The organism is Streptococcus infantis (genome assembly GCF_047463635.1).
Lineage (GTDB): Bacteria > Bacillota > Bacilli > Lactobacillales > Streptococcaceae > Streptococcus > Streptococcus infantis_W.
In genome coordinates, this window is record NZ_JASHDL010000012.1 from 40,316 (window position 1) to 63,990 (window position 23,675).

A 23,675-nucleotide genomic window follows, 5' to 3' on the forward strand; every position below is an offset into this window, starting at 1 on the left:
AGCTAAAAATCATAAACAGATATTTTCATAACTAACTGTTCAACTAAATTTTAGTCCGATTGCCTGTCACAAATCGGATTTCCTTGCTCCTTTCTAAACATAAAAGAAGAATACAGTAAAAAGATGAAGGGAGTCTCTACGGAAGTTTTATTGCTATGTTTTCCGTTAGGCTCCCTTCCTTTCTTGTTTCGAATTTATCGTAAAGACTAGTCTAAACTAACTCTTGCGCAATAACTAGGGCTATCTCAAAGAAAGTCATAGCATCTGCTTTTCTTTCTCCACGTCTGGAATCCCATTCATGCTTGTGATGATCAACATAATCAGCCGTGTAGAAAAACTGATAAACCTTGGCTTGTCGATATCGGGCCCAGGCCATGATAGCCGAAGCTTCCATATCTACAACTGTCGCTCCTGCTGCTAGTCTTCGTTTTACCTTTGCAGCTGTTTCACGATAGAAGGCATCTGTCGTCCAAGCCTTGGTCCGAATGTGCTCAATTCCAGATTTGTTCAAAGCGTTCTCCATGGTTAAGAGCAAATTTTCGTCATAAGCTATCTCATCACTTGCAGGAGCGTAATGGTAACTTGTACCCTCATCACGTAAAGCCGAGCTTGGTAGGATGATCTTATCTGCTTGAATAGACTGATCAAGAACTCCGCAAGAACCCAAAACGATAAAGTTTTTAAAGCCTCTCGCTTTGAGTTCTTCCAAGAGACCCACAGCCATTGGAGCTCCAATAGTAGCCATAGCAACTGCAAGTTTAAGTCCATCTACTTCATAGATATACCATGGAAATTTACCATTTAGGTTGGTGAGATAACCACCTTCATAAACTCCGTCTATCTGCTTTACTCGTTCAAGGATTTCTCCATTAAAAGACAAGATAATGGTATCACAGATTTCTCCACCACTAAGAAGGCTTCGATCAGTTGGCTCTATAATAGCAGGTACATTTTCAAATTCTTCTAATAGCATTTATTACTCTTTCGTATTCAGATAAACCACTTGAGTTTGTTTGACAAAGCCAATCTTTTCAAACGGACGAAATCAAATGTTACAGCCCAGACGATCTATGACTAGCATCTCTCGCTTGCTCGAGTTTATTGACGTAGTATTCCCGTTTTCCTTCAACTTCATGAATGGTTGGTTCATCCTTTTGCCCATGCACTCGAACAATCTTAGCAGGAATACCGACAACCGTCACATCGCTAGGTACATCTGCCACAACAACTGCTGCAGCACCGACTTTGGCATTTTCACCGATTTCTACCGGCCCGATAACTTGGGCATGTGCAGATATGAGAGCTCCCTTACGTACTGTCGGATGGCGTTTGCCAACATCCTTCCCTGTCCCACCTAGAGTTACCCCATGATAGAGAAGAACGCCTTTTTCAACGATAGCCGTCTCCCCAATCACAAGGCCAGAACCGTGGTCGATAAAGACACCTGATTCGATCTGAGCTCCAGGATGGATCTCAATCTGCGTCCAAAAACGCCAAAACTGGCTATGCATACGAGCTAAGAGCTTAAAGCCATTCTTCCAGAGAAAATGAGAGAGACGGTGGGCAGCCAAGGCTTTGACACCAGGATAGGTCAAAAGAATCTCCAAAGTGGTGCGAGCCGCTGGATCATTTTCTTTTACGATATCAATGGTTTCACGCCACCATCCCATACAATTCTCCTTTTCTTATTCTGAGTCTTTTTGTGTTTCTGTAGTTTCTTTCTTAGGTTTGTGGTCCTTGTGGTGACGTGGGCGGTGAGGACGCTCTGATTTTTCACCTTTTTCATCACGTTCAGGTTTTGGCGGACGAGGAAGAAGGGCTTTCATAGAAGCATCCACACGTCCTTTTTCATCAATCTTGATAACCTTAACATCAACTTCATCCCCGATTGCTACCAAGTCTTCCACATTATTGGTACGCGTCCAAGCCATCTCAGAGATATGAACAAGGGCATCTGTCTTATCAAAGAGATTAACAAAGGCACCAAATTTCTCGATACGAACAACCTTAGCATGGTAAACTTCATCCACTTTCGCTTCACGAACCAAGCCAGCGATGATTTCTTTGGTTCGGTTAATGGCATCTTGGTCGCTAGAGTAGATAGATACGTTACCTTCTTCATCGATGTCAATCTTAACGCCTGTTTCAGCGATGATCTTATCGATGGTTTCTCCACCCTTACCGATGACAATCTTGATCTTATCCACATCAATCTTGATGGTATCAATTTTCGGTGCAGTTGGAGCCAATTCTGGACGAACTTCTGGAATAGTAGCTTCGATGACGTCAAGGATTTCAAAACGAGCTTTCTTGGCTTGGGCAAGAGCTTCAGTCAAGATTTCTGCAGTGATCCCTTGGATCTTGATATCCATTTGAAGGGCTGTAATCCCGTCACGCGTACCTGCAACCTTGAAGTCCATGTCTCCAAAGTGGTCTTCCAAACCTTGGATATCTGTCAATACTGTATAGTTGTTTCCATCTGAGATAAGTCCCATAGCAATACCAGCTACTGGCGCCTTGATTGGCACACCACCAGCCATAAGGGCAAGTGTTCCCGCACAGATAGAGGCTTGAGAAGAAGAACCATTTGATTCCAAAACCTCTGCTACCAAACGAATCGCATATGGGAATTCTTCCAAGCTTGGCAATACTTGAGCAAGAGCACGCTCACCAAGAGCACCGTGACCAATTTCACGGCGACCTGGAGCACCGTAACGTCCAGTTTCCCCAACAGAGTATTGTGGGAAGTTATAGTGGTGCATAAAGCGTTTCTTGTACTCTGGATCCAAACCATCGATGATTTGAGTTTCACCCATAGGCGCCAAAGTCAAGATAGAAAGAGCTTGCGTTTGTCCACGAGTGAAGAGACCAGAACCATGTACGCGAGGAAGGAAATCAACAACCGCATCCAAAGGACGGATTTCATCAACCTTACGGCCGTCAGGACGAACCTTGTCTTCTGTGATCAAACGGCGTACTTCTGCGTGTTCCATTTGTTCCAAGATTTCAGCTACATCACGCATGATACGGTCAAATTCTTCGTGATCCGCATATTTTTCTTCGTAAACGGCAGTAACTTGGTCCTTAACTGCTTGAGTTGCAGCTTCACGAGCCAATTTTTCTTCTACTTGGACTGCTTTTTGGAGGTCGCTGTTGTAGGCTGCGATGATTTCAGCCTGCAATTCAGCATCCACATGAAGCAATTCTACTTCTGCTTTTTCTTTACCAACTGCCGCAACGATTGCTTCCTGGAAGGCAATCAATTCTTTGACAGCTTCATGTCCTTTGAGAAGAGCTTCCAACATGATTTCTTCTGACAATTCTTTGGCACCAGACTCTACCATATTGATAGCGTGCTTAGTACCTGCTACTGTCAATTCAAGAAGCGATTGCTCTGCTTGTTCTTGAGTAGGGTTGATGATGATTTGACCATCAACATAACCTACTTGTACCCCAGCGATTGGCCCGTCAAACGGAATATCTGAGATAGACAAGGCCAATGATGAACCAAACATAGCTGCCATTGGTGCAGATGCATTTTCATCGTAAGAAAGAACCGTATTGATCACTTGCACTTCATTACGGAAACCTTCCGCAAACATTGGACGGATTGGACGGTCAATCAAACGCGCTGTCAAAGTTGCATCAGTTGAAGGGCGTCCTTCACGTTTCATAAAGCCACCAGGAAACTTCCCAGCTGCATACATTTTTTCTTCGTAGTTAACTTGAAGCGGGAAGAAATCCCCAGTTGCCATCTTCTTAGACATAACAGCAGCAGTCAAGACAGTTGACTCACTATAACGCACGACAACAGAGCCATTTGCTTGCTTAGCAACCTGACCAGTCTCTACGATCAACTCACGACCCGCAAAAGTCGTTTGAAACACATGTTTTGTCATTTTAATCCCCTTTGGATTGATAAAATTATACGCCTTGCCTACAAAGATCAAGATACAAATCATTAGAAAGGTTTGATACTAAAGCATCTAAACCTTTCACGCTAATCGCTATCATGCGATTAGCTAAATGCTTTACTAACTCTCTCGTCAAATAATATCGATTTGACTCGCTCGTGTCGCTCTTTCCTACCGTTAGTCATCAGAAAGATTTGATGCTAAGCCTTGCAGTTTAAATGCATTGTATTATTTTAATACCCTCATCTTTGTATCAAGTACGTACAGAGTCTATTTTATCATATTTTTCTTAAAAAGTGCGGTCTGTACCATTAAAAAGGAACCATTCCCCTCACTTGAGAAGAATGGTTTGCTTTTTATTATCCTAAAGACTGGTGATTGAACAAGGCATGGGTTGCTTGATGGATGTATTGGGCAGTTTCTGCATTGTTCATAGTGTAGAGATGTACACCTGCTACGTCCTGAGTTACCAAGTCCACTATTTGGTCCACGGCATAGGCAAGTCCTGCTGCTCTGAGTGACTCAGGGTCATTCTCATACTTGTCTAAGATGGCTTTAAACTTACGTGGGAGATGGATATTCTCACAAGTCTTCAAAAGACGAAGAGCTTGGTTACGGTTGAGGATTGGCATGATACCCGCATGAATAGGCACATCAATTCCAGCCAAGGTACACTTGTCTTGGAAATCATAGAAACGCTCATTGTCAAAGAAGAGTTGCGTTACTAGACTAGAGCATCCTGCATCCACTTTTTTCTTAAGATTTTGGATATCTGAGATTTGGTTTGGCGAATCAGGGTGTCCTTCAGGATAACAAGCACCAATGATATCAAAGTGTGGAGCCTGTTCCTTGATGAACTCAATCAAGTCTGTCGCATAACGGAAATCCTTCTGTGGCTCAACACCTGGAATGATATCTCCACGAAGGGCCAAGATTTTCTGTACTCCCACCTTATCCAAATCTGCAATGGTCTCAGCCACCTTATCCTTAGTCAGATAAATAGCTGGCAAGTGAGCAATGGTTGGAATCTCCAAGTCATTTTGGATATAATCAGCCAAACGAACCGTCGTCTCTTTGATATTAAATTTATTATTGCTGGCAGTCACACTGATGAAGTGTGGGGCCAAGTCCTGCATATCTTTCAGGGCTGCAATAATTTTGTCATTGCCTACTGCTGGGTTTGGAGGGAAAACTTCAAATGAGAGGGACGGTGTTTGACGTGACATATGTATGAACCTTTTCTAGTTGATTTCTTACTGATCAACCATGTATGGAGAAATGTCTTTTCTTACAATTTCTCACGCGCAGCTTTAGCAGCTTCTACAAGGCGGATCAAGCTTTCTTTAGTTTCTGGAATACCACGTGTTTTCAAACCACAGTCAGGGTTAATCCAAACTTTTCTGCTTGGTACTTTAGCAAGAATTGCTTCGATGGTGTGGTCGATTTCGCCTTCATTAGGCACACGAGGTGAGTGGATATCGTAAACCCCAGGTCCAACTTCTGTTTGGAAGTTTTTCGCTTTGAGTTCGTCCAAGATTTCAAGGTTTGAACGGCTAGCTTCAAATGAGATAACGTCTGCATCCAAGTTGTCGATAGCTGGGATGATATCTGTAAATTCTGAGTAACACATGTGAGTGTGGATTTGTGTGTCTGGTGCTACTGTTGAGTGTACCAAGCGGAAGGCTGGAATAGCCCAGTCAAGGTAGTCTTCATACCAGTCGCTACGACGGAGTGGCAATTTCTCACGAAGAGCAGCCTCGTCGATTTGGATGATTTTCACGCCTGCAGCTTCAAGGTCAAGAACTTCATCCTTGATAGCAAGAGCGATTTGAAGAGTAGAATCCTTGATAGAGATGTCTTCACGTGGGAATGACCAGTTAAGGATGGTAACAGGTCCAGTCAACATACCTTTAACAGGTTTGTCAGTACGGCTTTGTGCGTAGCTAGACCATTTAACAGTGATTGGGTTGAGACGAGTAACATCTCCCCAGATGATTGGTGGTTTAACCCCACGCATACCGTATGATTGTACCCAACCGTTCTTAGAGAAGAGGTAACCTGACAAGTTTTGACCGAAGTACTCAACCATGTCATTACGCTCGAATTCACCGTGTACAAGCACGTCAAATCCAACTTCTTCTTGCCATTTGATCCATTCGTCGATGGTTTCAGCAAGGAAGGCATCGTATTCTTCTTGTGACAATTCACCCTTACGGAAGGCCAAACGTTTAGCACGAACTTCCTTAGTTTGAGGGAATGAACCGATTGTTGTTGTTGGAAGAGCTGGAAGTTTGAAAGCTTCTTCTTGGATTGCTTCACGTTCTGCAAAGGCTGGCAAACGAGTGTAGTCTGCGTCAGTCAATCCAGCGATACGTGCACGAAGTTCAGCATTTTCACCAACGCGTTCAGTTGCAAAGAGTTCTTTATTAGCTGCAAGAGCTTCTGCTCCTTGACCGTTGCGGATAGCATCCAAGTCACGAAGTTCTTCCAATTTTTCAACTGCAAAAGCAAAGTGGTTCAAGATAGCTGGTTCAAATTCTTCATTAGCAGTTGTAAATGGCACATGAAGAAGTGAACATGAGCTTGTCAAAACGATATTTTCAGCTGGGATTTGCTCAAGAATAGCTAAGCTCTTTTCGTAGTTGTTGCGCCAGATGTTCTTACCATTAACAATACCTGCATAAAGAGTCTTGTCAGCTGGGAATCCACCTTTAACGAGTTCAAGAGTTTTCTTACCTTCAACGAAGTCAAGACCGATCGCATCTACTGGCAATTTCACAAGGTCAGCGTAAACGTCACGAACGTCTCCGAAGTAAGTTTGAAGCAAGACTTCAAGACCTTTTTTATCAGCCAATAGTTTGTTGTAGATGTTCAAGAAGAGAGCTTTTTCTTCTTCTGTCAAATCTTTGACAAGAGCAGCTTCGTCGAGTTGGATACGAGTTGCACCAAGTTCAGCCAATTTTGCAAAAACCTCTTGGTAAGCAGCTACTAAGCTATCTACGAAGTCTTCTGCTTTCACGCCTTCTTCAAAGTCTGACAATTGAAGGAAAGTGAATGGACCTACAAGGACTGGACGAGTGTTAAGACCAAGTTCTTTAGCTTCTTGGAACTCATCAAAAATCTTGTGACCAGCCAATTTTACTTGAGTATCTTTTTCAAATTTAGGAACGATATAGTGGTAGTTTGTGTTGAACCATTTCTTCATCGGAAGGGCACGAACATCCCCTTTTTCTCCTTGGTATCCACGTCCCAAAGCAAAGTAGCGTTCAAGATCTGACAATTCCAAGTTTTGTACTGATGCAGGAACTACGTTGAAAAGGAAAGCAGCATCAAGGAAGTTGTCATAGTGAGAAAAGTCATTTGATGGGATTTCAGTGATGCCTTTTTCTTTGACGATGTTCCAGTGTTTTGCACGCAATTCTTTAGCCGCAGCCAAGAGTTCTTCTTCTGAGATTTCTTTTCTAAAGTATTTTTCAGTTGTAAATTTTAATTCGCGGAATTCACCCAAACGTGGGAAACCGATAATTGTAGTTGACATGTTTTGTCCTCCAAAAATTGTTGTTGAAACTATCTTAACAGAAAAGAAAGCGTCTGTATAATTGTAAAAAATTAGGCTTTGATATAGTTTGAAACTATATCGTTATTTGAAGTACAAAAAAAGATTTGGAGAAGATCCCCCAAATCCTTGATAGACAATGGTTAATAGAGTTTTTAAATATATACGTTTAGAACAAAATATTAGTGAACCGAGAGCTGACTATGGCTTGTTATTAGAAAAGACTATAGGTCAGTTTAATCAACTCTTTCCCTGTTCAAGTGGGACGACTGCTAGTGTCTTTCCTAAACTGGCTAAAACTTTCAAGACCGTGTCTAACTGAGGACTGGTCTTTCCTGTTTCCATCCTAGCTATGACAGGCTGGCTTACTCCACTAAGTTCTTCTAGCTTTTTCTGACTGATTCCTTGCTCATGTCTAGCTTCAATCAACTCACCCATGATAGCCACTCGCATATCACTTTCAAGAATTTCTTCCTTGGTAAAAAGCTCTGAACGAACATCCTTCCAGTTACTCCCAATGGCACTATTTTTCATCACTTAACCCTCTTTTTTCTTTTAAGTCCTTCAGTTCACGCTTAGCTTTTTCAATTTCTCTCCTAGGAGTTTTCTGAGTTTTTTTGACAAAATGATGTAAAAGAACAAAACTCCCATCAACGCAAGCTACAAATAAAATCCTATCCCTAAGAGGTCTTAATTCCCATATCTCATCTTCTAAATGTTTGATGTAGGGTTCACCAGCTTTAGTCCCATGCTGACTAAGCAACTCGATATAGTCGTTTAGTTTATTGAGTTTAATACGACTATCCTTACTTTTCTGACAAGCCAATTCTCTCATATAATCCAAAACTGGCTCATTTCCATTTTTGTCCTTATAGAAGTAAATTGTGTGCACCAAGCAACCTCTTTTTAATTCAATTATAACTTAAAAGTTATTAAAAGTAAATCCAAATACTTATAAAAGAAGACCTTAGAATCGTTCTAAAGGTCTCATTTTTATTATTCGAAAAAATTACGAAAAGAGTTATAAAGTGGAGCTAATCCTGACTCTTACTCCAGCTCTATCCCCTTCTCTCGGAGATTAGCCAGACACTCCTCATAGTAGGCATGGTCATGCTCGCTATAGATGGGACTTTTCAACTTCTCCTCAGCTAAGTTTTCATAAGGAGGGCAGGTCTTGCCACGGTAGTTCTTGTCCAGCCACTCTGGACTGACATTGTAGCCACGGCCAGCCATCTCCTCCATAATCAAACGATGATAGGCATAGAGACGATAAGGCGAGTGGGTAAAGACATAGTCAACCGTCGCATGCTTTTTGCCCCAGCCATTGCCACGAAGGGCACAGCACTCTCGATGTTGCCCTAAGAGCTGAGGACGGGGAAGTTGTGAAATCAAGGCCTCATGCCAAAGTCTCATGGGAGTCTCCTTTCAGCAAAGTAGAATTTTGAAGATAGCTATTTGGGTAACGTTCAAGCAACTCTCTCGTCTTAGCAATCAAGTCTTGCTTGGAAGCTTGACCAAAGCGATAGCGATCCAGCAAGAGCATATAGTCCTTGCGCTCGTCAAGGCTAGCTTTCTTTTTGAAATAGCCCCAAATATGCTGAAAAGCATTGCAAACCTGACCCCTGTGTTCTGGAATCTGGCAGGCACGGTCAATCATCTCTTGAACCTGACTCACCTCCACCACTTCTTGCTTTAGATACTGGCGAATGTCCTTGTAAATATTGCTAGAATGGCTCAAAACAAGGTATTTATTTTCCGCCCAGAGTTGCTGACAAAGGGCACGTTGGTTGTTATTATTCATATCTGACATTATACCATGTTTACTCTAAGAACTCTGCCATTTTTACATCGTAAGCATTTTGAAGATTGAGCCAAGTTTTCATAGAAATATTGGTAAGTTTCTCTAACTTCTGAGCAATCTCATTACTAATTGACTGCTCACCTTTCACTAAGTTTCTGATCATCTTTGGCGATACCCCCAACTTCTCCGCAAATTCTTTCTGGGTCATGTTATAATCTTCAATTAGCTCTCCAATATATTGACCTGGGTGGAAAGCAATCAGATCAATATTTTCAACTATTGTCTTTCTCATCACATTTTCCTTTATACAAAATATTGGGATAATACTGTTCAACCTCTTTATACTCAAGAACTTCTATTGATTTTTCATCTAATAACTTATAGACATTTCCATGAAGCCCTGTTGGGTCAAGCGCATATAATTGATAATTTGGTCTAAAAACATGAACATATTGAGTCCTCTGATCTTTCCTCTTAAACTTCACCAGCTTATTATTCTGATAAATTTCAAGGTCAAATTTTAAACTAGCAGTCTGATCAAGCGAGATGAAAAAACTCAATATTGGATTTTCTTTACTAATATGATTTTTGGTTTGTAAAGTGTACATTTTTTGATAGGGCTCTGAAATATTAAATACATTCTTTTCATTATTACTATCGACGCCTGCTGCTCCCATCGGCCTCGTAAGAAACTTCTTATTTTCTTTATCGAAAGGCGCGGGATAAGAAATCAATCTCTTACTATTTTTATCAAATAGTTGAAGTAATAAAGCCTGATTTTCACTGACAAGATCAAAATGTTTTAAAATTTGCTCACCAGAAACTTTTCGCATTACTACACGTTTTATTTCTCTTGGTTTGATTTTTATATACGGTAATTCTTCTGAAGAAATTTCTTCGTATCGATTTTCAAACCACCATCCTTTAACGTATTTCAATATAAATCCATCTATTACAATACTTTTATTACCATTATTTATTGCAAAAATACTAAATGTTTGTCTGTCGGGATTTAAGCCGTATTGAAAGTTTAACTCATCAATAAAATAATCAAATACTACTTCTATATTTTTTAGTTTAATCTGATTGATATTAAAATCCTTGTCAGTTGAAAATTGAGTAGATACTTCAAAATAATCCCTAATAATTGAATTATCCGAACTATTCACTCCTCCATTTACTGCATTGCGAATTTGAATATTTTCAATTTTTGTAGTCTTAAATAATTGAAAAAATTTTTTTCGAATGGGTGTTAGAATAAAGGTAATTAAAAATGTAGAGATTAAAGCTACAATCACATCCTGCCATATAGTATTGTCCAATTTTTCTCCTTTTTATCTTAGTAACTCATCTTCTGTGTATAAACTAACTCATTAAGAAAGTTCTTTTTCATGATATATATATTTTTTCATCCTTCTATCCAAGTAGCTTCAGGTCATTCCTTTATTTTGGTTAAAAAAATAATCATCACCATTTAATCACATATTGTTCAATATTACTATTAACTGATTTATCTTTTTTAGAAATTTCAAGAATAATTTCTCTATGTATTTCTTTGATTTTCTTAATCGCAATCCCTCTACTAAATACCGGAGAAATTATTTGTTCAGCAATAATAATTTGTACTTTTGAATTAACTAAATCTTGGTAATACTCGTAATCAACATTTGGAGGTGTCATAATAGGAGCCCATACGTTTCTGTGATCTGTTAAATGTAGCTGATTTTGAACATCATCATCTGACATATGAAAGTTTCCACCAAAACCATAATTCATTTTACTTTTCCCCAAAACTAATATATTACAATGATTTGGTTCATTTACCACTCTGTTACCTAGTAAAAGCCATAAAAATTCTAGATAATCTTCAGCACTTGGACAGTCATCTTTGTCAAAAATACCATTTTTATTTAAAACATCTACAGCATTACCTGAACCAGTAAAACCTACCAATACATTTTGATTTACCTTGAACACTTTAGAGTATCTATCGCTTACCGTTTCACCTGAATCTTTGCTAAGACGCGTATCTCCCGAGATAATTGCGAAATTTTTAAATACGGTTCCAATTACACAAGACAATACTTACGCACCTCCTTGATAAACATTTATATAATAGTTTTTAAATTCCCTATCGCTCCACCTTCACCTGTCCATTCATCAGCATTGGCAAAAGCCAGTCGCGAAGTTGGGTGAGTTGTTTATTCTCTTCAATTAAATTAAGTTGCTGTTTATCAATCACTTCTAATTTTTGATTAATCTCAAATAATAATTTCAACGGAATTGCAGGGACTACAATTTTGTTCATATTTTCTTGATTAATTTTCATTTGAATTGAACCTGTTTTAATTTTCATAACCGAAACATCCTTCAATAGCATCATAAGGAGTTTACAACTATGATTCTTAATTGGCTCTAGCACATGAGCGTGATTGTTTACCCAATTTTTTCCTGAAATACGTTGTAAAATAGGGGTTCCTTTCTCTGTCATTACAGAACCATCTTCAGCCATTAAAACATAATCTCCGTCAAAGATATAATCATTGACATAATCCATTATACCAGTAGCACCATAATACGGTATTTCACCTTTTACAAGCTCTCTATCATTACTTGATAACGGAACTCTTTTTGAGTCATGGCATATTGTAATATCCCCCAACTTCTCCACTCCCCACCCTTCTGGGATTTCGCGTTTGAGTTCTGGGTGATAGACCATCTTTCCGCCTGATGATTTGTAGGGTTTGCCATTCTGGTCTGGAAAATCAAACTGCACAAACCAGTAGTCATAGAGAGTCTTAGCCATGGCTTCCAACTCTTGGTTGATTTGGTTGTTGGTTTGGATTTTATCATCTAAAGACTTTAAAATTGAAACAATATTATTTTGTTCTTGAATTGAAATATCAGGTAATGAAACTTCTCTAATAGCCTTCATTGTGATATTTTTTTGAATCGCACCTTGAATATCTCTTAGTAATATTTTTTGTCCATAATCAGATTTTAGAAAATAATATATAAATTCTTCAGAGTAACCACAATTTTCTGCTAACTCAATTTTTGCAATATTACTACCTAGATGTGCATCATAACTAGCATCAAAAATAGCTAGGTCGCCAACAGAGCCTACATATGGTAAGACCAAACATTTTTTATTTAATTTACTTCTTTCAAGTTGATTTGATAACTCTTTTGGAATGTACCAATCAAAATTCTTATCTATTTTTCCATTTTGAACAGTTTTTCCAATAAATAACGGAACATCATCTTCCGAAATTTTCTCATGAGTATTATTTCCTTGAATATACTTTGTATGTTCAAAGCCTGCTAGTTTCGTAATGAACGATATGTCACCTAATTTAATCTTTACCATACTTAACCCCCTTCATCTGCTCTTCAATCTCCTGCTCCAAGGCATGCGACTGCTGGAAGAGGTCTGAGAGTTTGTTTTGAAAGGCGGTCATCTTAGCATCAAATTCTTCTGCTGTGATATCTACATAGTCGATCTTGATGTCAAAGTATTGACCGGCGCTAAGAGAGTAGTTTTTCTCCTTGATATCCTCATAAGAGACAGTGACGGAAAAGTCTTCGACGGCTTCTTTCTTGATAAAGGTCTCGACGATCTTCTGCTCTTCCTCAGGAGATAGTACGGTCTTTTGGTTCTTGCCTTCCTTGACCTTGGTTCCGAGGTTTGACGCATCAATGAGGACAACATCACCCTTGTTTTTCTTATCGATAAAGAGGATGGAGACGTTGGTACCTGTCGTCGCAAAAATATTGGACGGCATGGAAACGACACCTGCCAGCATTTGATTGTCCACCAAGTGTTGACGAATAGTCTTGTCAATTCCTGACTGGGCCGTGATAAAGCCTGTCGGCAAGACAACAGCTGCTTGACCATCTGGTTTCAAGGAGTAGATGATATGCTGAACAAAGAGCTCGTAAATCGCCATCTTATCTTTAGACTTGGCTGGAACCTTTGGCACACCTGCAAAGAAACGCTCACTAGCTTCTGGCAAAGTCTCCACTTGGTCACGCCACTCTGAAAAGTCCAGCTTGAAAGGAGGGTTAGACACGATATAGTCCATCTTTTCAGGATGACGATTGGCGATGATGGTATTTCCCTGTACGATATTGTGAATGGAGTGTTGAAGTCCATTCAAGATCAGATTGAGACGGAGGAGATTAGACGATTTTTGCGAGATATCCTGACTATAGACTGTAGTTTTATCCACACCGATACGACTAGCCAGGTTCATAAGCAAGGTACCCGAACCAGCCGAAGGGTCATAGATGCGCACGTTTGATGGTTGGTCATTTCCCACCAAGATATCAGCGATAATCTTAGCCACAGAGTGAGGCGTATAGTACTCAGCGTACTTGCCACCACCGTCTTTGTTGTAGTCCTTGATCATGTACTCAAAGAGAGTTGAGAAAAAGTCAAAGCCTTGTGAAAAGATAGTTTCATCAAACTTAACTCGTGCAAGGAGATTGATGATGGCCTTTGCGACCTCGTTCCGTTTACTGCTATCTGAGATAGTATCAGTAATCAAACGTTCATCAAAGAGACGAATAGCCGTATCTCCATCCGTATGTACTGAGAAGATATCGTTATTATCAATAGCGATTTGGTTGAGAGTATTCTCAAAAGTCTCATAGAAAGTCGGCTCATTTTGCTGACGGTGGAGCGTTTCGATTAACTGGTCAGGCTTGAGCCAGGCTGTGCTGGTACCGATATCCTCTAAGAGCCAGTCATAGTCTTCTTCACTCATAGCTAGCAAATTTTCATAGGTGTTGGACTCATCTAGGACCTTGGCTTGATACAAAAACTTGTCGTTTAAAAATTTGTAGAGGAAGGACTGGGTTAGGAGTTTGTATTCACCCGCTTCTCCTCCTAGTCCCGCGTGGGTAAAGACAGCTTTCAAATCATCTACCAAGTCTTGGACTTGAACTTTGTATGTTTCATTCATTAGTGTTGGTATTCCTCTTCATATCCTTCAAATAGTGACTCGACGATATAATTAAAATCCTCTCTTGTCAAACTACGTGCAGATTGGTTGGTTTTCATTTCAATCCGAGCTTCTTCTCGAATCATCTTCTTAAGAAAGTCCTCGTTATCGAGTACTCCTTGATTTTGACCGATTTTACGGTCTAGTCTAACTTTAGAACCCTTAATGACATGGTAGATAGCAGGAAACTCGCTGACCGTGGTTGAGTTGGTCACGTGCTTGTAGGAACGAGCTGCCATCTCATCTCCATTAAAGTTCATTGTTAGACGTCTCATACGAGTATGATAGTCCTCCACGGACTTAAAGAGTTCCTCATAGTCTTTTTGGGTTTCCTTGATATTCTCCATGGTGAATCCTTCTTGCCCATGGATGTAATGTTTTTTCATGATGCGCTGGAATTCTTCGTAGAGAGAGACCCACTCCGGATCCTTTTCATCACGTTGGTTTTTAATACCACTTGCAACTCGACGTTTCAAATCTTCCAAGTCATTAGCTGCTAGACGGAGTTCTTCTTCAGCAATCTTGACAAAACTAAAACTGGTCTCAGACATGGCAAGATTTAAAAGAGTCCGACTAGAGAAGTCATCTGGTTTATCGATCAGAGACAGTGTCAGCATGCGTCTAGAGAGGACATTGAGCAGGGTTGCAATCTGAGCAATGTCAATCTGCTGGAGCAGGTGATCGTAGCCTAGGAGACGGGCGATATTGTAGTACTGCTTGATAGACTCCAAGGCCTTACGAAGATCGATTAACTGCTTCTTATCCTTGATGTCATTGATAGCTTGGGAGAAGTACTCTAGATTGTCCGTTGGATAGTCTATGAGGATATGCTCGGTCTTGCTCAACTCTTGAGAAATCTCATCTGCTGACACAAAGAGCGAACCAAAGACATCCTCGCCATTTTCCCCAGTCAGAGCCGTATCATACTCTTGGTTGAGTTCTTCCAGATAGGCACGATTGGTCTTGTCAAACTCCTTAGAAATATCCGCAAAGTCGATGACATAGCCAAAGAGATAGTCCTTGTATGGACGATTGACACGTGTTAGAGTTTGCAAAAGATTATGTGCCTTGATCTTGCGCCCTAGGTAGAGGCGCTTGAGACGAGGTGCATCAAAACCTGTCAGGAGCATAGAGTAGACGATGACGAGGTCAATCTTGCCTTCCTTGTAGGCGTCTACCTTGTTCTTCTTCTCTTCTTTGTCTCCCTCGTCATGAAGGATAAGAGCAGAAGTCAACTTGGTTGAGCCAGCTTGACGACGTTCTTCTAATTGCTTTTCAAGCTCACGCGCCTGCTTGGACGAATCACAAACAATCATGCCACCGATGGTCTGGTCATCAAAGACCAGATCACGCGCACGATTGAAGTCTTCGATGATAAAGTCTAGCATAGGCTCTACATAGTGGGGATGGGCAAAGATGTCTTCCTTGGATAGGTCTCCACGTTGGATTTCTTCGTTGATAGATCTGAGATTGTCTTTATACGAAGTCTCGATATCCTCTCGCATCAGGCGTAGAGTGAAGCCGTCATCGATAGACTGGTTGTAGTAATATTTATGGATGTAGTCCCCAAAGATATCACGCGTCGTCGCATGACTTTCCTTGGTCTTACCATCTTTCTTATATGTGATCAAGGGAGTTCCAGTCAAGGCAATTTTAATAGCCTTGGTATCAGCCTGATAGAGATTTGGCAGGTAGGAACCACGTTCATTATAAGAACGGTGGGCTTCATCAATAAAATAGACATTTTGACGATTGAGGTCATAGCCAGAGCGGTCAGTCAGGTCTGAATCATCCTTAAACTTCTGGATATTGACCACAGCCACATCATAACCGTCTTGTTTTTGATTGAGTTCTCGAGGATTGTTGATACGCTTAACTTTTAGACCTCTCTTGGTAAATTCCTTAAAGGCCTGGTCTGCTAAATCCAGGCGATCAATGACAAAGTAAAACTGAGGAACGATTCCCTCTTTTGAGAAATAATTGGTCAGATAGCGGATATTGAAGAAAGCTAAGGCTGTCTTACCTGAACCCTGTGTATGCCAGATAACGCCCTTCTTGACTCCTTTTGAGATCGTTTCTTCGATAGCACGTGTCGCAAAATACTGAGGATAGCGCATGACGTGCTTTTGCAGTTGCATCTGCCCACCCTTGCTTTCTTCTTCGACATAGACCAGACCAAAACGAAGCATAAAGAGCAGGCGTTCTTTTTGATACAAAGAAGATAAGAAAGTATTGCAAGGAGTATCAGGGTTTAGGTTTGTTGTGAATTCTGGCTGGGATTTGAGGGCAAAACGCTTCATGTCTTCTAAAACGAAATCGATTTGGTCCTCAGTTAGCGTGGTAAAGGAATGAAGGAAGTCTTCTTCTCTTTCTTCCTTGAAGGCATTAAACTTGGTTTTTGAATAGGCGTTTGAACCGTAGTAAGACCCCTGTTTTTGTTGTCCTTGGCCACTGATGTAAGGCAAGTTATCAGAGAGGGCTATCAACTGGGTGATATTGTTGAAGCGACGGAACTTACGATTTTCAAAACGGTATCTGGTTCTGTCTTGCTCAGACTGGATTCCAGTCTTCCCATCTCGGACAGCATTTGGCTGTTTGACTTCGATATAAGAAAGAGGCAAACCATTGATAAAAATAACAATATCTGGACGGAATTCATCCTGACCATTTTGGCAAGTAACTTCAAGGGCTAGATGGAAGGTATTAGCTTCAGGATTTTCCCAGTCAATATAGGTCGTGCTTGTTTCTCCACTGATTCGTTTGTAAAAAGCCCGTCCCAAATCATTTTGATCCAACTCTAGCTTGATGTTAGCAAGTTCTCTCTCGAAGTCTTCCTCTGTCAAGTAGTTATTAAATTTTAGAAATTGCTCTCTAAAAACAGATACAAGGATGTTGGTATCTGGATCTCTTTCTGCAATCTCCTTCCCATTCCGAGAAAGATAAGTATAGCCCAAGCGTATGAGGTGCAGGGCTGCTGGGATTTGTACTCTGGTTAATTCAGAAAAATCTTTTCTCTTTGCCATAAAAACTTCCTTTTGCTAGTCTGAACTGTATAGATTTACCAATAGTATCTTTCAGACTCTCTCCACTTTATCGAATTCTTAATTACCTATTATTATATCATAGTCCTATCAGAAAAACTTCTGATTTCACTAACTTCACTTTCGTAATACAAATAGTCTTTCTCCTTAAAATATGGTATAGTAGAATCATACTACACAAGAGGAGTTTACATGTCACACGATAAACAAATGAAAGCTGTTTCTCCCCTTCTACAGCAAGCAATTAATATTTCTTCCATCATCGGTGGAGTTGGTACTTTGATTTTCTGTATCTGGGCCTATCAGGCTGGAGTCTTGCATTCCAAGGAAACCCTATCTGCCTTTATCCAACAGGCCGGTATCTGGGGACCTCCACTCTTTATCTTTTTACAGATTTTACAGACGGTGGTTCCTATCATTCCTGGTGCTCTAACCTCTGTGGCAGGTGTCTTTATCTACGGTCACATTATTGGAACTATTTATAACTATATTGGAATCGTTATTGGTTGCGCCATTATCTTTTACCTGGTTCGCCTCTACGGAGCACCCTTTGTTCAGTCTGTCGTCAGCAAGCGTACCTATGATAAGTACATCGGTTGGTTAGACAAGGGTAATCGCTTTGATCGCTTCTTTATCTTTATGATGATTTGGCCAGTTAGTCCAGCGGACTTTCTCTGTATGCTGGCAGCTCTAACCAAGATGAGCTTCAAGCGTTACATGACCATTATCGTCCTGACCAAGCCCTTTACCCTGGTCGTTTACACATACGGCTTGACCTACATCATTGATTACTTTTGGCAAATGTTCGCCTGATCACTAAAAAAGTTGATCAAAAACTCAATTTTATACTCAATGAAAATCAAAGAGCAAACTAGGAAACTAGGAAACTAGCCGCAGGTTGCTCAAAGAACTGCTTTGAGGTTGTGGATAGAACTGACGAAGTCAGTAACATATATACGGCAAGGCGACGTTGACGCAGTTTGAATTTGATTTCGAAGAGTATTATCAGAAAATGAAAAAAATAAAACGCATAGTATCAAGGTTTTTCAACACCTGATAGTATGCGCTTTTCTGATTTTAAAAACTTTTTGCCCAGCCTCTTTTTGTTAAGCTTCATTTTTCAATAGGAGAGAAACAAGGACTGATGTGACAATCATCCATGCTCCTAGAATGATAAAGGTCATTCGACCATTCGTTGTTACTAAACCAATTCCTGAAAGAACAAATGGTGTTAAGGAGGCACCAAAACTACATCCCAAGACAGCATAGGAAGTTGCTTTGTTAAGGAGCTTTGCTGGGATTCTCTCAGAAATTAACTGAAAGACAGTCGTCAGAGCGATGCTGTAGGCGAATCCTCCTAAGACCGAACCTGCAACGACTACCCAGAGAGAAGGGGAAAGAGCAATGATGATTTGCCCAATACCAAAGGTTACACCCGCAATCAATAACAATTTTTCCTTAAAGGCAGAGATGAGAAAAGAAAAGCTAATTCCCGCCAGAATCCCAATCAACTGCATGGCACTGAGTACCAGACTAGACAACTGAGCATCTCCAAAGCCTGCCTCAATCATGAGACTAGGAATACGGAAGGTAATGGCTGTATTGGTACATACAATGACTGCTGCTCCGACAGCTAGGAAGAAAATCAGCTGTAGCATGGAGCGAGTTAGTTTCGCTACTTCTTCTGTCTTTTGCTTGGACTCATGAACTTCTTCTTTGTTATAAGGGACAAAGAGAAGGAAGAGTACAAGAACCACTAAACCTGCTGCATAGGCTAGGAAGGTTGCAGTCCATCCAAAGGCCAAGAGTTGACCAACTGCCAGAGTCAAGATAGAGGCTCCCACTACCTCAGCTGACCCACGAAAACCCAGCATCTGGATACGAGTCTTACCATGGTAGCGTTCACTGATGATAGAGATGGCCTTGGCGTTTAGCATCCCCACTCCAATCCCAAAGAGAAGACGAGTGGCAAAAACAAAGTAGTATCCCTGATACCAGAAGGGAGCTGTTCCGCTGATTGACAAGATCAAAAGTCCCAAGGTCAACTGGAAGCGTTCAGGGAAAATACGCTCAAGAACACCATTTAAGAGGAGCATGGCCATAATCCCAAAGGATGGAAGACTGACTAGAAGTTCAACCTGACCAGTCGAATAGCCCTGATAATAATCAAACATGGCTGGTAGGGCACTTGATATAGAAAATGATGTGATCAATACTAACGACAGGGAAAGTATACTCACTTTTTCCAAAAATTGTTTCATTTTATCCTCATTCATTATTTATGTTAAGTCAAAAGAGCTAGATATTACTGTAGAGATAAAAGATTTCTTTCATCTAGTCCCTATCACTCTTTTAGCAAAAAGGTCCTTTCCTATCATACACTGTTTCCCAAAAATTGGCAAGCAACTGCTTTATAAGTTCAACATAAAAAGTAGGACCATCTGACTCGGTCAAGCCTGATGGTATCCTACTTTTATAGATTTTAGTAAACTATCTTACTTAGATTTTCAAGAATCGGCGCATTGAGATTCCTGAACCAAGTGAACCGATACAGATTCCAATGAGGAACAAAAGACCGACCATCAATGGAATAAAAGCATCTGGGGTAATCAGAGATAGATTTTGTCCAACCAAAGATGGGTTAACTGATTGGTAGACTCGGTTATAGATAAAGTAAACCATGATTGATGGAATAGTTGCTCCTAATAGCCCAATGAAGGCACCTTCTAGCAAGAATGGACCACGAATGTAGCTATTTTTAGCACCAACCAAACGCATGATTTGAATTTCACGACTACGTGAAATGATAGTGATACGAATGGTATTTGAAATCAAGAAGACTGCGATGAAAATCAAAAGTCCTGCAATGACCAATCCCCAAACACGGATGAAGGAAGCCAACTTGAAGAGACGCTCCGTATTGGCACCACCGTCTTGAACCTCAGAAACTCCTTCGATTTTCTTAGCTTCTTCAGCGACTGGTTTCACATCACTTGGTGAATTGGTATCGACAATGTAGGCATCATGAAGTGGATTGGCATCTCCTTCAAAAACCTTCCAATCGTCACCCATGGTTTCAGTCAGCTTTTGGTACTGCTCTTCTTTACTTGAGAAGGTTACACTTTTAACAGCTGGCATAGCCTTGAGAGCATCATAAACCTTGTGGTAATCATTGTTAGTGACTGTCTGGCCTTCTTTGACAATGGTTTCACTATTGTCTTCAATATCTTTACGGACATAAACCATGACGCGGACGTTGTTTTCGATATCTGTTGCCAATTTTGCAGTATTAAAGATAACTGAGGCAAAAATAGCAACCAAGGTCAAGGTAATCATTACTGAACTGACAGCAGCAATGGTCATCCACCCATTACGCTTTAAACTCTTTAAAGCTTCGAATAGGTGGCGGAAAAATCTACTAATCATCGTATCCGTACTCTCCTTTCGCTTCGTCACGAACCACACGACCATTCTCGATGGCAATGACACGGTGGCGCAAGGTATTTACGATTTGGCTGTTGTGGGTCGCCATCAAAACAGTCGTACCTTGGAGGTTGATGCGCTCCAAGAGGTTCATGATTTCCCATGAGTTATCTGGGTCCAAGTTACCTGTTGGTTCGTCGGCAATCAAAACCTTAGGATTGTTTACGATAGCACGGGCAATGGCGATACGTTGTTGCTCACCACCTGATAACTCATTAGGGAATGAACGAACCTTATGCTTCAAGCCGACAAGATCCAAAACTTCCATAACACGTTTTTTGATATTACGACGGCTTTCACCGACAACCTCCATCGCATAAGCGATGTTCTCATAAACAGTTTTCTTTGGCAATAGTTTGTAATCCTGAAAGACAACTCCAACACTTCGACGAAGAAGCGGAATATCTTTCTTTTTAATCTTAACAAGATTAAAACCTGCAACCTGCAAACTTCCTTTTTCAACTTTAACCTCACGATACAAGGCACGGATAAAGGTTGACTTACCTGCACCTGAAGGACCTACGATATAGGCAAACTCTCCTGGTTCAATATTTACAGAGACGCCACGTAGGGCTGTTGTCCCGTTGTCATACTTTTTGACAACATCTCTCATTTCAATGATCGACATGTGACTTCCTTTCTTTTAACTAATACGCCATTTTAGATAAGCATCGATGAAACCATCTAAGTCCCCATCCATGACCTTATCTACCTGCGCAACTTCAAAACTGGTACGGTGGTCTTTCACCATGGTATAAGGGGTGAATACATAGGAGCGAATCTGGCTTCCCCATGTGATTTCTTTCTTGTCCCCCTTAAGGGCATCTACCTCAGCAGCTTTCTTTTCCTGCTCCATCTGATAGAGTTTTGCCTGGAGCATCTTCATCGCACGGTCACGGTTTCCATACTGAGTACGGTCTACGGTTGATGCAACGACAATCCCTGTCGGAATGTGGGTCAAACGGACACCCGTTGAAACCTTGTTGACATTCTGTCCACCTGCTCCACCCGAGCGGAAAGTATCCATCTTGATATCATCTTCTCGGATGTCAACTTCAATAGTATCATCCAACTCTGGCATAACTTCTACAGAAGTAAACGAGGTGTGACGACGCTTAGCTGAGTCAAATGGTGAGATACGTACCAAACGGTGAACTCCCATTTCTGACTTGAGAAGTCCATAAGCATTTGGACCTTCAAAAGACAAGGTCACTGACTTAATACCTGCTTCATCACCTGCTTGATAATCCAAGACTTCAACCTTGAAACCTTTGGCATTACCATAACGAGTGTACATACGAAGAAGCATATCTCCCCAGTCTTGGGCTTCTGTTCCACCAGATCCTGGGTGAATCTCTAAAATAGCATTATTATGATCATAAGGCTCTGACAAGAGCAGAGTCATCTCATAGCTAGTCATCATCTGATCTAGCTCAGCTAACTTCTCCACCAACTCATCTTTAACAGACTCATCCTCTGCTAAAAAGTCTAGTAAGATTTCAGCTTCATCCTGCAACTCCTCCATCTTATGGAAAGTATTGTAGGTATTTTTTAGTTCATTTAATTCTTGCGACGTTTTTTGGGCCGCAATATTATCGTTCCAAAAATCAGGTTCTGTCATTTTGTTTTCCAAAATGGCAATTTCTTCTTCTAACCCTTCGAGGTCAAAGAGACCCCCTAAAAGAAGCTAATTTTTCACGATTGGCGTCAATTTTTTGACGAATTTCTGAAATGTCCATATATACTCCTTTTTTGTATCGTTTTATTATACCATAATTTTTCTTATTTATCTAATCGGTGTTTTTTAAAATTTCTTATCAAAATATTTCTATTTGAAGACGAGAGGGCTATTCTCAATCATTTAGTGTGTGAGAAATAGAAAACATCTCAGAGCAGATCAAGTTTCTTATCCAAAAAACATTGATCGATTCTCTGAGATGTATATAAATACTATTTTAAAAGAAAAGTATCTGACAGGTCTGAACACAGCACCTAATCAACTTTCTAGCAAAGCAACTAAGATTATTCTTTATCTGCCTTCAAAGTCTGTTTTGTTTCAGCAGCTTCATCTTTTTTATTGTCTTCTGCTGAATGCTTCTCTTTCTCAACTGGCTTATCAGAATCCTTCTTAGGTTCTTCTTGACTTCCCTGAACTTCTACTTTATCAGGATTCAAGCTCCAAATGCCATCTTGATTGACCTTGTAGCCATCATGTCTTGTAGCATTTCTCAATAAGGAACCATCTGCTTGGAAATAGTACCAGTTGCCATTCAGTTGTTTCCAGCCAGTCTGCATAGCACCACTTGAATTGAGATAATAACGAGTACCATCGACATCTAGAAAATTTATTTCATTTTCATCATCCCACTACTTTTGAAAAACGAGATAATCACTATGACAGGAAAATTATGTTCAAGTACATTCACAACATTGCTTCAGCTAGGCATACCAAACTCTGCTATATCGCTAACTTCTATGAGAAAAGAAAAAGATAATCAGCAATAACTTCAACCAGACACATTCAATTACCTCTACACATCATTTCATTCGTTCAATGTATTATCTCATCACGCATAACAAACTTTACGATTACACTTCGACCCAAAATAGATAAAACTATTAATGCTGCATTATTTCAACACCTTGTTTCAATAAATACCAGATGAGGTGTTATTTTAGTATACCTTTTTTAGATTAATAAGTGTTAAAAATAAGACAGTAGCCTCTGGATAGCTACTGTCTTATTTGGCTCTATAATATTTGTAGTGGGTAAATCCCCTATGGATATTATGGAGCCTATTTTTGTGTAGAAAAAAAGTCCCATATGACCTATAATGAAAAGCGATCAAACAACTCATTAGAAAGAATCATATG

At 40.3% G+C, this 23,675-nt stretch carries 20 protein-coding genes and 2 pseudogenes; 2 read left to right on the forward strand and 20 right to left on the reverse strand.

Annotated elements, in window-relative coordinates:
- Positions 1-211: 211 nt before the first annotated feature.
- From QM867_RS07680 to QM867_RS07750, 15 genes and pseudogenes are all read right to left on the reverse strand, one after another.
- Entirely contained in the window at positions 212-973 is a 762-nt protein-coding gene (locus QM867_RS07680) for a nucleoside phosphorylase (RefSeq protein WP_414315481.1), read from the reverse strand.
- Positions 974-1,052: 79 nt separating this feature from the next.
- On the reverse strand, positions 1,053-1,670 hold the full coding sequence (cysE, locus tag QM867_RS07685) for a serine O-acetyltransferase (protein ID WP_414315482.1): 618 nt from the start codon (positions 1,668-1,670) through the stop codon (positions 1,053-1,055).
- 15 nt (positions 1,671-1,685) lie between these two features.
- Positions 1,686-3,899: a polyribonucleotide nucleotidyltransferase gene (gene pnp / locus QM867_RS07690; protein WP_414315483.1), complete on the reverse strand. Its 2,214-nt coding sequence runs from the start codon at positions 3,897-3,899 to the stop codon at positions 1,686-1,688.
- A gap of 374 nt (positions 3,900-4,273) precedes the next feature.
- On the reverse strand, positions 4,274-5,140 hold the full coding sequence (gene metF, locus QM867_RS07695) for a methylenetetrahydrofolate reductase [NAD(P)H] (protein ID WP_414315484.1): 867 nt from the start codon (positions 5,138-5,140) through the stop codon (positions 4,274-4,276).
- Positions 5,141-5,202: 62 nt separating this feature from the next.
- Complete coding sequence (metE, locus tag QM867_RS07700; RefSeq protein WP_414315485.1) at positions 5,203-7,452, reverse strand: 5-methyltetrahydropteroyltriglutamate--homocysteine S-methyltransferase; 2,250 nt, start codon at positions 7,450-7,452, stop codon at positions 5,203-5,205.
- A 258-nt stretch (positions 7,453-7,710) separates the two neighbouring features.
- Positions 7,711-8,004 carry a helix-turn-helix domain-containing protein gene (locus QM867_RS07705; protein ID WP_125411667.1) on the reverse strand — a complete coding sequence of 98 codons (294 nt, stop codon included), beginning with the start codon at positions 8,002-8,004 and terminating at the stop codon, positions 7,711-7,713.
- On the reverse strand, positions 7,994-8,362 hold the full coding sequence (locus QM867_RS07710) for a type II toxin-antitoxin system RelE/ParE family toxin (RefSeq protein WP_414315486.1): 369 nt from the start codon (positions 8,360-8,362) through the stop codon (positions 7,994-7,996). Before QM867_RS07710 ends, QM867_RS07705 begins: the two co-directional genes overlap by 11 nt.
- Positions 8,363-8,517: 155 nt before the next feature.
- A complete protein-coding gene (locus QM867_RS07715) occupies positions 8,518-8,883 on the reverse strand; it encodes a TIGR02328 family protein (RefSeq protein WP_414315487.1) in 366 nt (121 codons plus the stop codon).
- A complete protein-coding gene (locus QM867_RS07720) occupies positions 8,867-9,271 on the reverse strand; it encodes a YbgA family protein (RefSeq protein WP_414315497.1) in 405 nt (134 codons plus the stop codon). Before QM867_RS07720 ends, QM867_RS07715 begins: the two co-directional genes overlap by 17 nt.
- A 22-nt stretch (positions 9,272-9,293) precedes the next feature.
- Positions 9,294-9,563 (reverse strand): annotated as a pseudogene (locus tag QM867_RS07725) (HigA family addiction module antitoxin); the annotation flags it as partial.
- Positions 9,544-10,593 carry a hypothetical protein gene (locus QM867_RS07730; protein ID WP_414315488.1) on the reverse strand — a complete coding sequence of 350 codons (1,050 nt, stop codon included), beginning with the start codon at positions 10,591-10,593 and terminating at the stop codon, positions 9,544-9,546. The gene QM867_RS07730 and the pseudogene QM867_RS07725, both read right to left, overlap by 20 nt.
- Before the next feature lie 145 nt (positions 10,594-10,738).
- Positions 10,739-11,353 (reverse strand): hypothetical protein, encoded by a 615-nt coding sequence (locus QM867_RS07735; protein WP_414315489.1) that lies wholly within the window; start codon positions 11,351-11,353, stop codon positions 10,739-10,741.
- A 49-nt stretch (positions 11,354-11,402) separates the two neighbouring features.
- Positions 11,403-12,641: a restriction endonuclease subunit S gene (locus QM867_RS07740; protein ID WP_414315490.1), complete on the reverse strand. Its 1,239-nt coding sequence runs from the start codon at positions 12,639-12,641 to the stop codon at positions 11,403-11,405.
- Complete coding sequence (locus QM867_RS07745) at positions 12,628-14,238, reverse strand: HsdM family class I SAM-dependent methyltransferase (RefSeq protein WP_414315491.1); 1,611 nt, start codon at positions 14,236-14,238, stop codon at positions 12,628-12,630. The genes QM867_RS07740 and QM867_RS07745 overlap by 14 nt, the downstream gene beginning before the upstream one ends.
- Positions 14,238-17,300, reverse strand: a complete 3,063-nt coding sequence (locus QM867_RS07750; RefSeq protein WP_414315492.1) for a type I restriction endonuclease subunit R — start codon at positions 17,298-17,300, stop codon at positions 14,238-14,240. Before QM867_RS07750 ends, QM867_RS07745 begins: the two co-directional genes overlap by 1 nt.
- A 210-nt stretch (positions 17,301-17,510) precedes the next feature.
- Here QM867_RS07750 and QM867_RS07755 point away from each other — a divergent pair, with 210 nt between their 5' ends.
- Positions 17,511-18,131 (forward strand): TVP38/TMEM64 family protein, encoded by a 621-nt coding sequence (locus QM867_RS07755; RefSeq protein ID WP_281334666.1) that lies wholly within the window; start codon positions 17,511-17,513, stop codon positions 18,129-18,131.
- A 293-nt stretch (positions 18,132-18,424) separates the two neighbouring features.
- Here QM867_RS07755 and QM867_RS07760 read toward each other — a convergent pair whose 3' ends face one another.
- From QM867_RS07760 to QM867_RS07780, 5 genes are all read right to left on the reverse strand, one after another.
- Positions 18,425-19,579: an MFS transporter gene (locus QM867_RS07760; RefSeq protein WP_414315493.1), complete on the reverse strand. Its 1,155-nt coding sequence runs from the start codon at positions 19,577-19,579 to the stop codon at positions 18,425-18,427.
- A gap of 238 nt (positions 19,580-19,817) precedes the next feature.
- Positions 19,818-20,744, reverse strand: coding sequence for a permease-like cell division protein FtsX (gene ftsX, locus QM867_RS07765; RefSeq protein ID WP_414315494.1), 927 nt, complete (start codon positions 20,742-20,744; stop codon positions 19,818-19,820).
- Positions 20,737-21,429 carry a cell division ATP-binding protein FtsE gene (gene ftsE, locus QM867_RS07770; protein ID WP_223338957.1) on the reverse strand — a complete coding sequence of 231 codons (693 nt, stop codon included), beginning with the start codon at positions 21,427-21,429 and terminating at the stop codon, positions 20,737-20,739. The genes ftsX and ftsE overlap by 8 nt, the downstream gene beginning before the upstream one ends.
- 15 nt (positions 21,430-21,444) lie before the next feature.
- A protein-coding gene (gene prfB, locus QM867_RS07775; protein WP_148131633.1) for a peptide chain release factor 2 occupies positions 21,445-22,540 on the reverse strand; the annotation gives its coding sequence in 2 pieces (ribosomal slippage) (positions 21,445-22,467 and positions 22,469-22,540; 1,095 coding nt in all).
- 283 nt (positions 22,541-22,823) lie between these two features.
- Entirely contained in the window at positions 22,824-23,096 is a 273-nt protein-coding gene (locus QM867_RS07780) for a hypothetical protein (protein WP_414315495.1), read from the reverse strand.
- Positions 23,097-23,131: 35 nt separating this feature from the next.
- On the opposite strand from QM867_RS07780, the pseudogene QM867_RS07785 reads away from it, so the two are divergent.
- A pseudogene (locus tag QM867_RS07785) lies at positions 23,132-23,415 on the forward strand (IS110 family transposase); the annotation flags it as partial.
- Positions 23,416-23,675 lie beyond the last annotated feature (260 nt).

Bases quoted from the DNA above. Each gene is read 5' to 3' on its own strand.
- QM867_RS07745 (WP_414315491.1), bottom strand. From the start codon at position 14,238: ATGAATGAAACATACAAAGTTCAAGTCCAAGACTTGGTAGATGATTTG.
- QM867_RS07680 (WP_414315481.1), bottom strand. From the start codon at position 973: ATGCTATTAGAAGAATTTGAAAATGTACCTGCTATTATAGAGCCAACT.
- QM867_RS07760 (WP_414315493.1), bottom strand. From the start codon at position 19,579: ATGAAACAATTTTTGGAAAAAGTGAGTATACTTTCCCTGTCGTTAGTA.
- pnp (WP_414315483.1), bottom strand. From the start codon at position 3,899: ATGACAAAACATGTGTTTCAAACGACTTTTGCGGGTCGTGAGTTGATC.
- metF (WP_414315484.1), bottom strand. From the start codon at position 5,140: ATGTCACGTCAAACACCGTCCCTCTCATTTGAAGTTTTCCCTCCAAAC.
- ftsX (WP_414315494.1), bottom strand. From the start codon at position 20,744: ATGATTAGTAGATTTTTCCGCCACCTATTCGAAGCTTTAAAGAGTTTA.
- metE (WP_414315485.1), bottom strand. From the start codon at position 7,452: ATGTCAACTACAATTATCGGTTTCCCACGTTTGGGTGAATTCCGCGAA.
- QM867_RS07780 (WP_414315495.1), bottom strand. From the start codon at position 23,096: ATGCAGACTGGCTGGAAACAACTGAATGGCAACTGGTACTATTTCCAA.
- QM867_RS07750 (WP_414315492.1), bottom strand. From the start codon at position 17,300: ATGGCAAAGAGAAAAGATTTTTCTGAATTAACCAGAGTACAAATCCCA.
- cysE (WP_414315482.1), bottom strand. From the start codon at position 1,670: ATGGGATGGTGGCGTGAAACCATTGATATCGTAAAAGAAAATGATCCA.
- QM867_RS07715 (WP_414315487.1), bottom strand. From the start codon at position 8,883: ATGAGACTTTGGCATGAGGCCTTGATTTCACAACTTCCCCGTCCTCAG.
- QM867_RS07720 (WP_414315497.1), bottom strand. From the start codon at position 9,271: ATGAATAATAACAACCAACGTGCCCTTTGTCAGCAACTCTGGGCGGAA.
- QM867_RS07740 (WP_414315490.1), bottom strand. From the start codon at position 12,641: ATGGTAAAGATTAAATTAGGTGACATATCGTTCATTACGAAACTAGCA.
- QM867_RS07755 (WP_281334666.1), top strand. From the start codon at position 17,511: ATGTCACACGATAAACAAATGAAAGCTGTTTCTCCCCTTCTACAGCAA.
- ftsE (WP_223338957.1), bottom strand. From the start codon at position 21,429: ATGTCGATCATTGAAATGAGAGATGTTGTCAAAAAGTATGACAACGGG.
- QM867_RS07705 (WP_125411667.1), bottom strand. From the start codon at position 8,004: ATGAAAAATAGTGCCATTGGGAGTAACTGGAAGGATGTTCGTTCAGAG.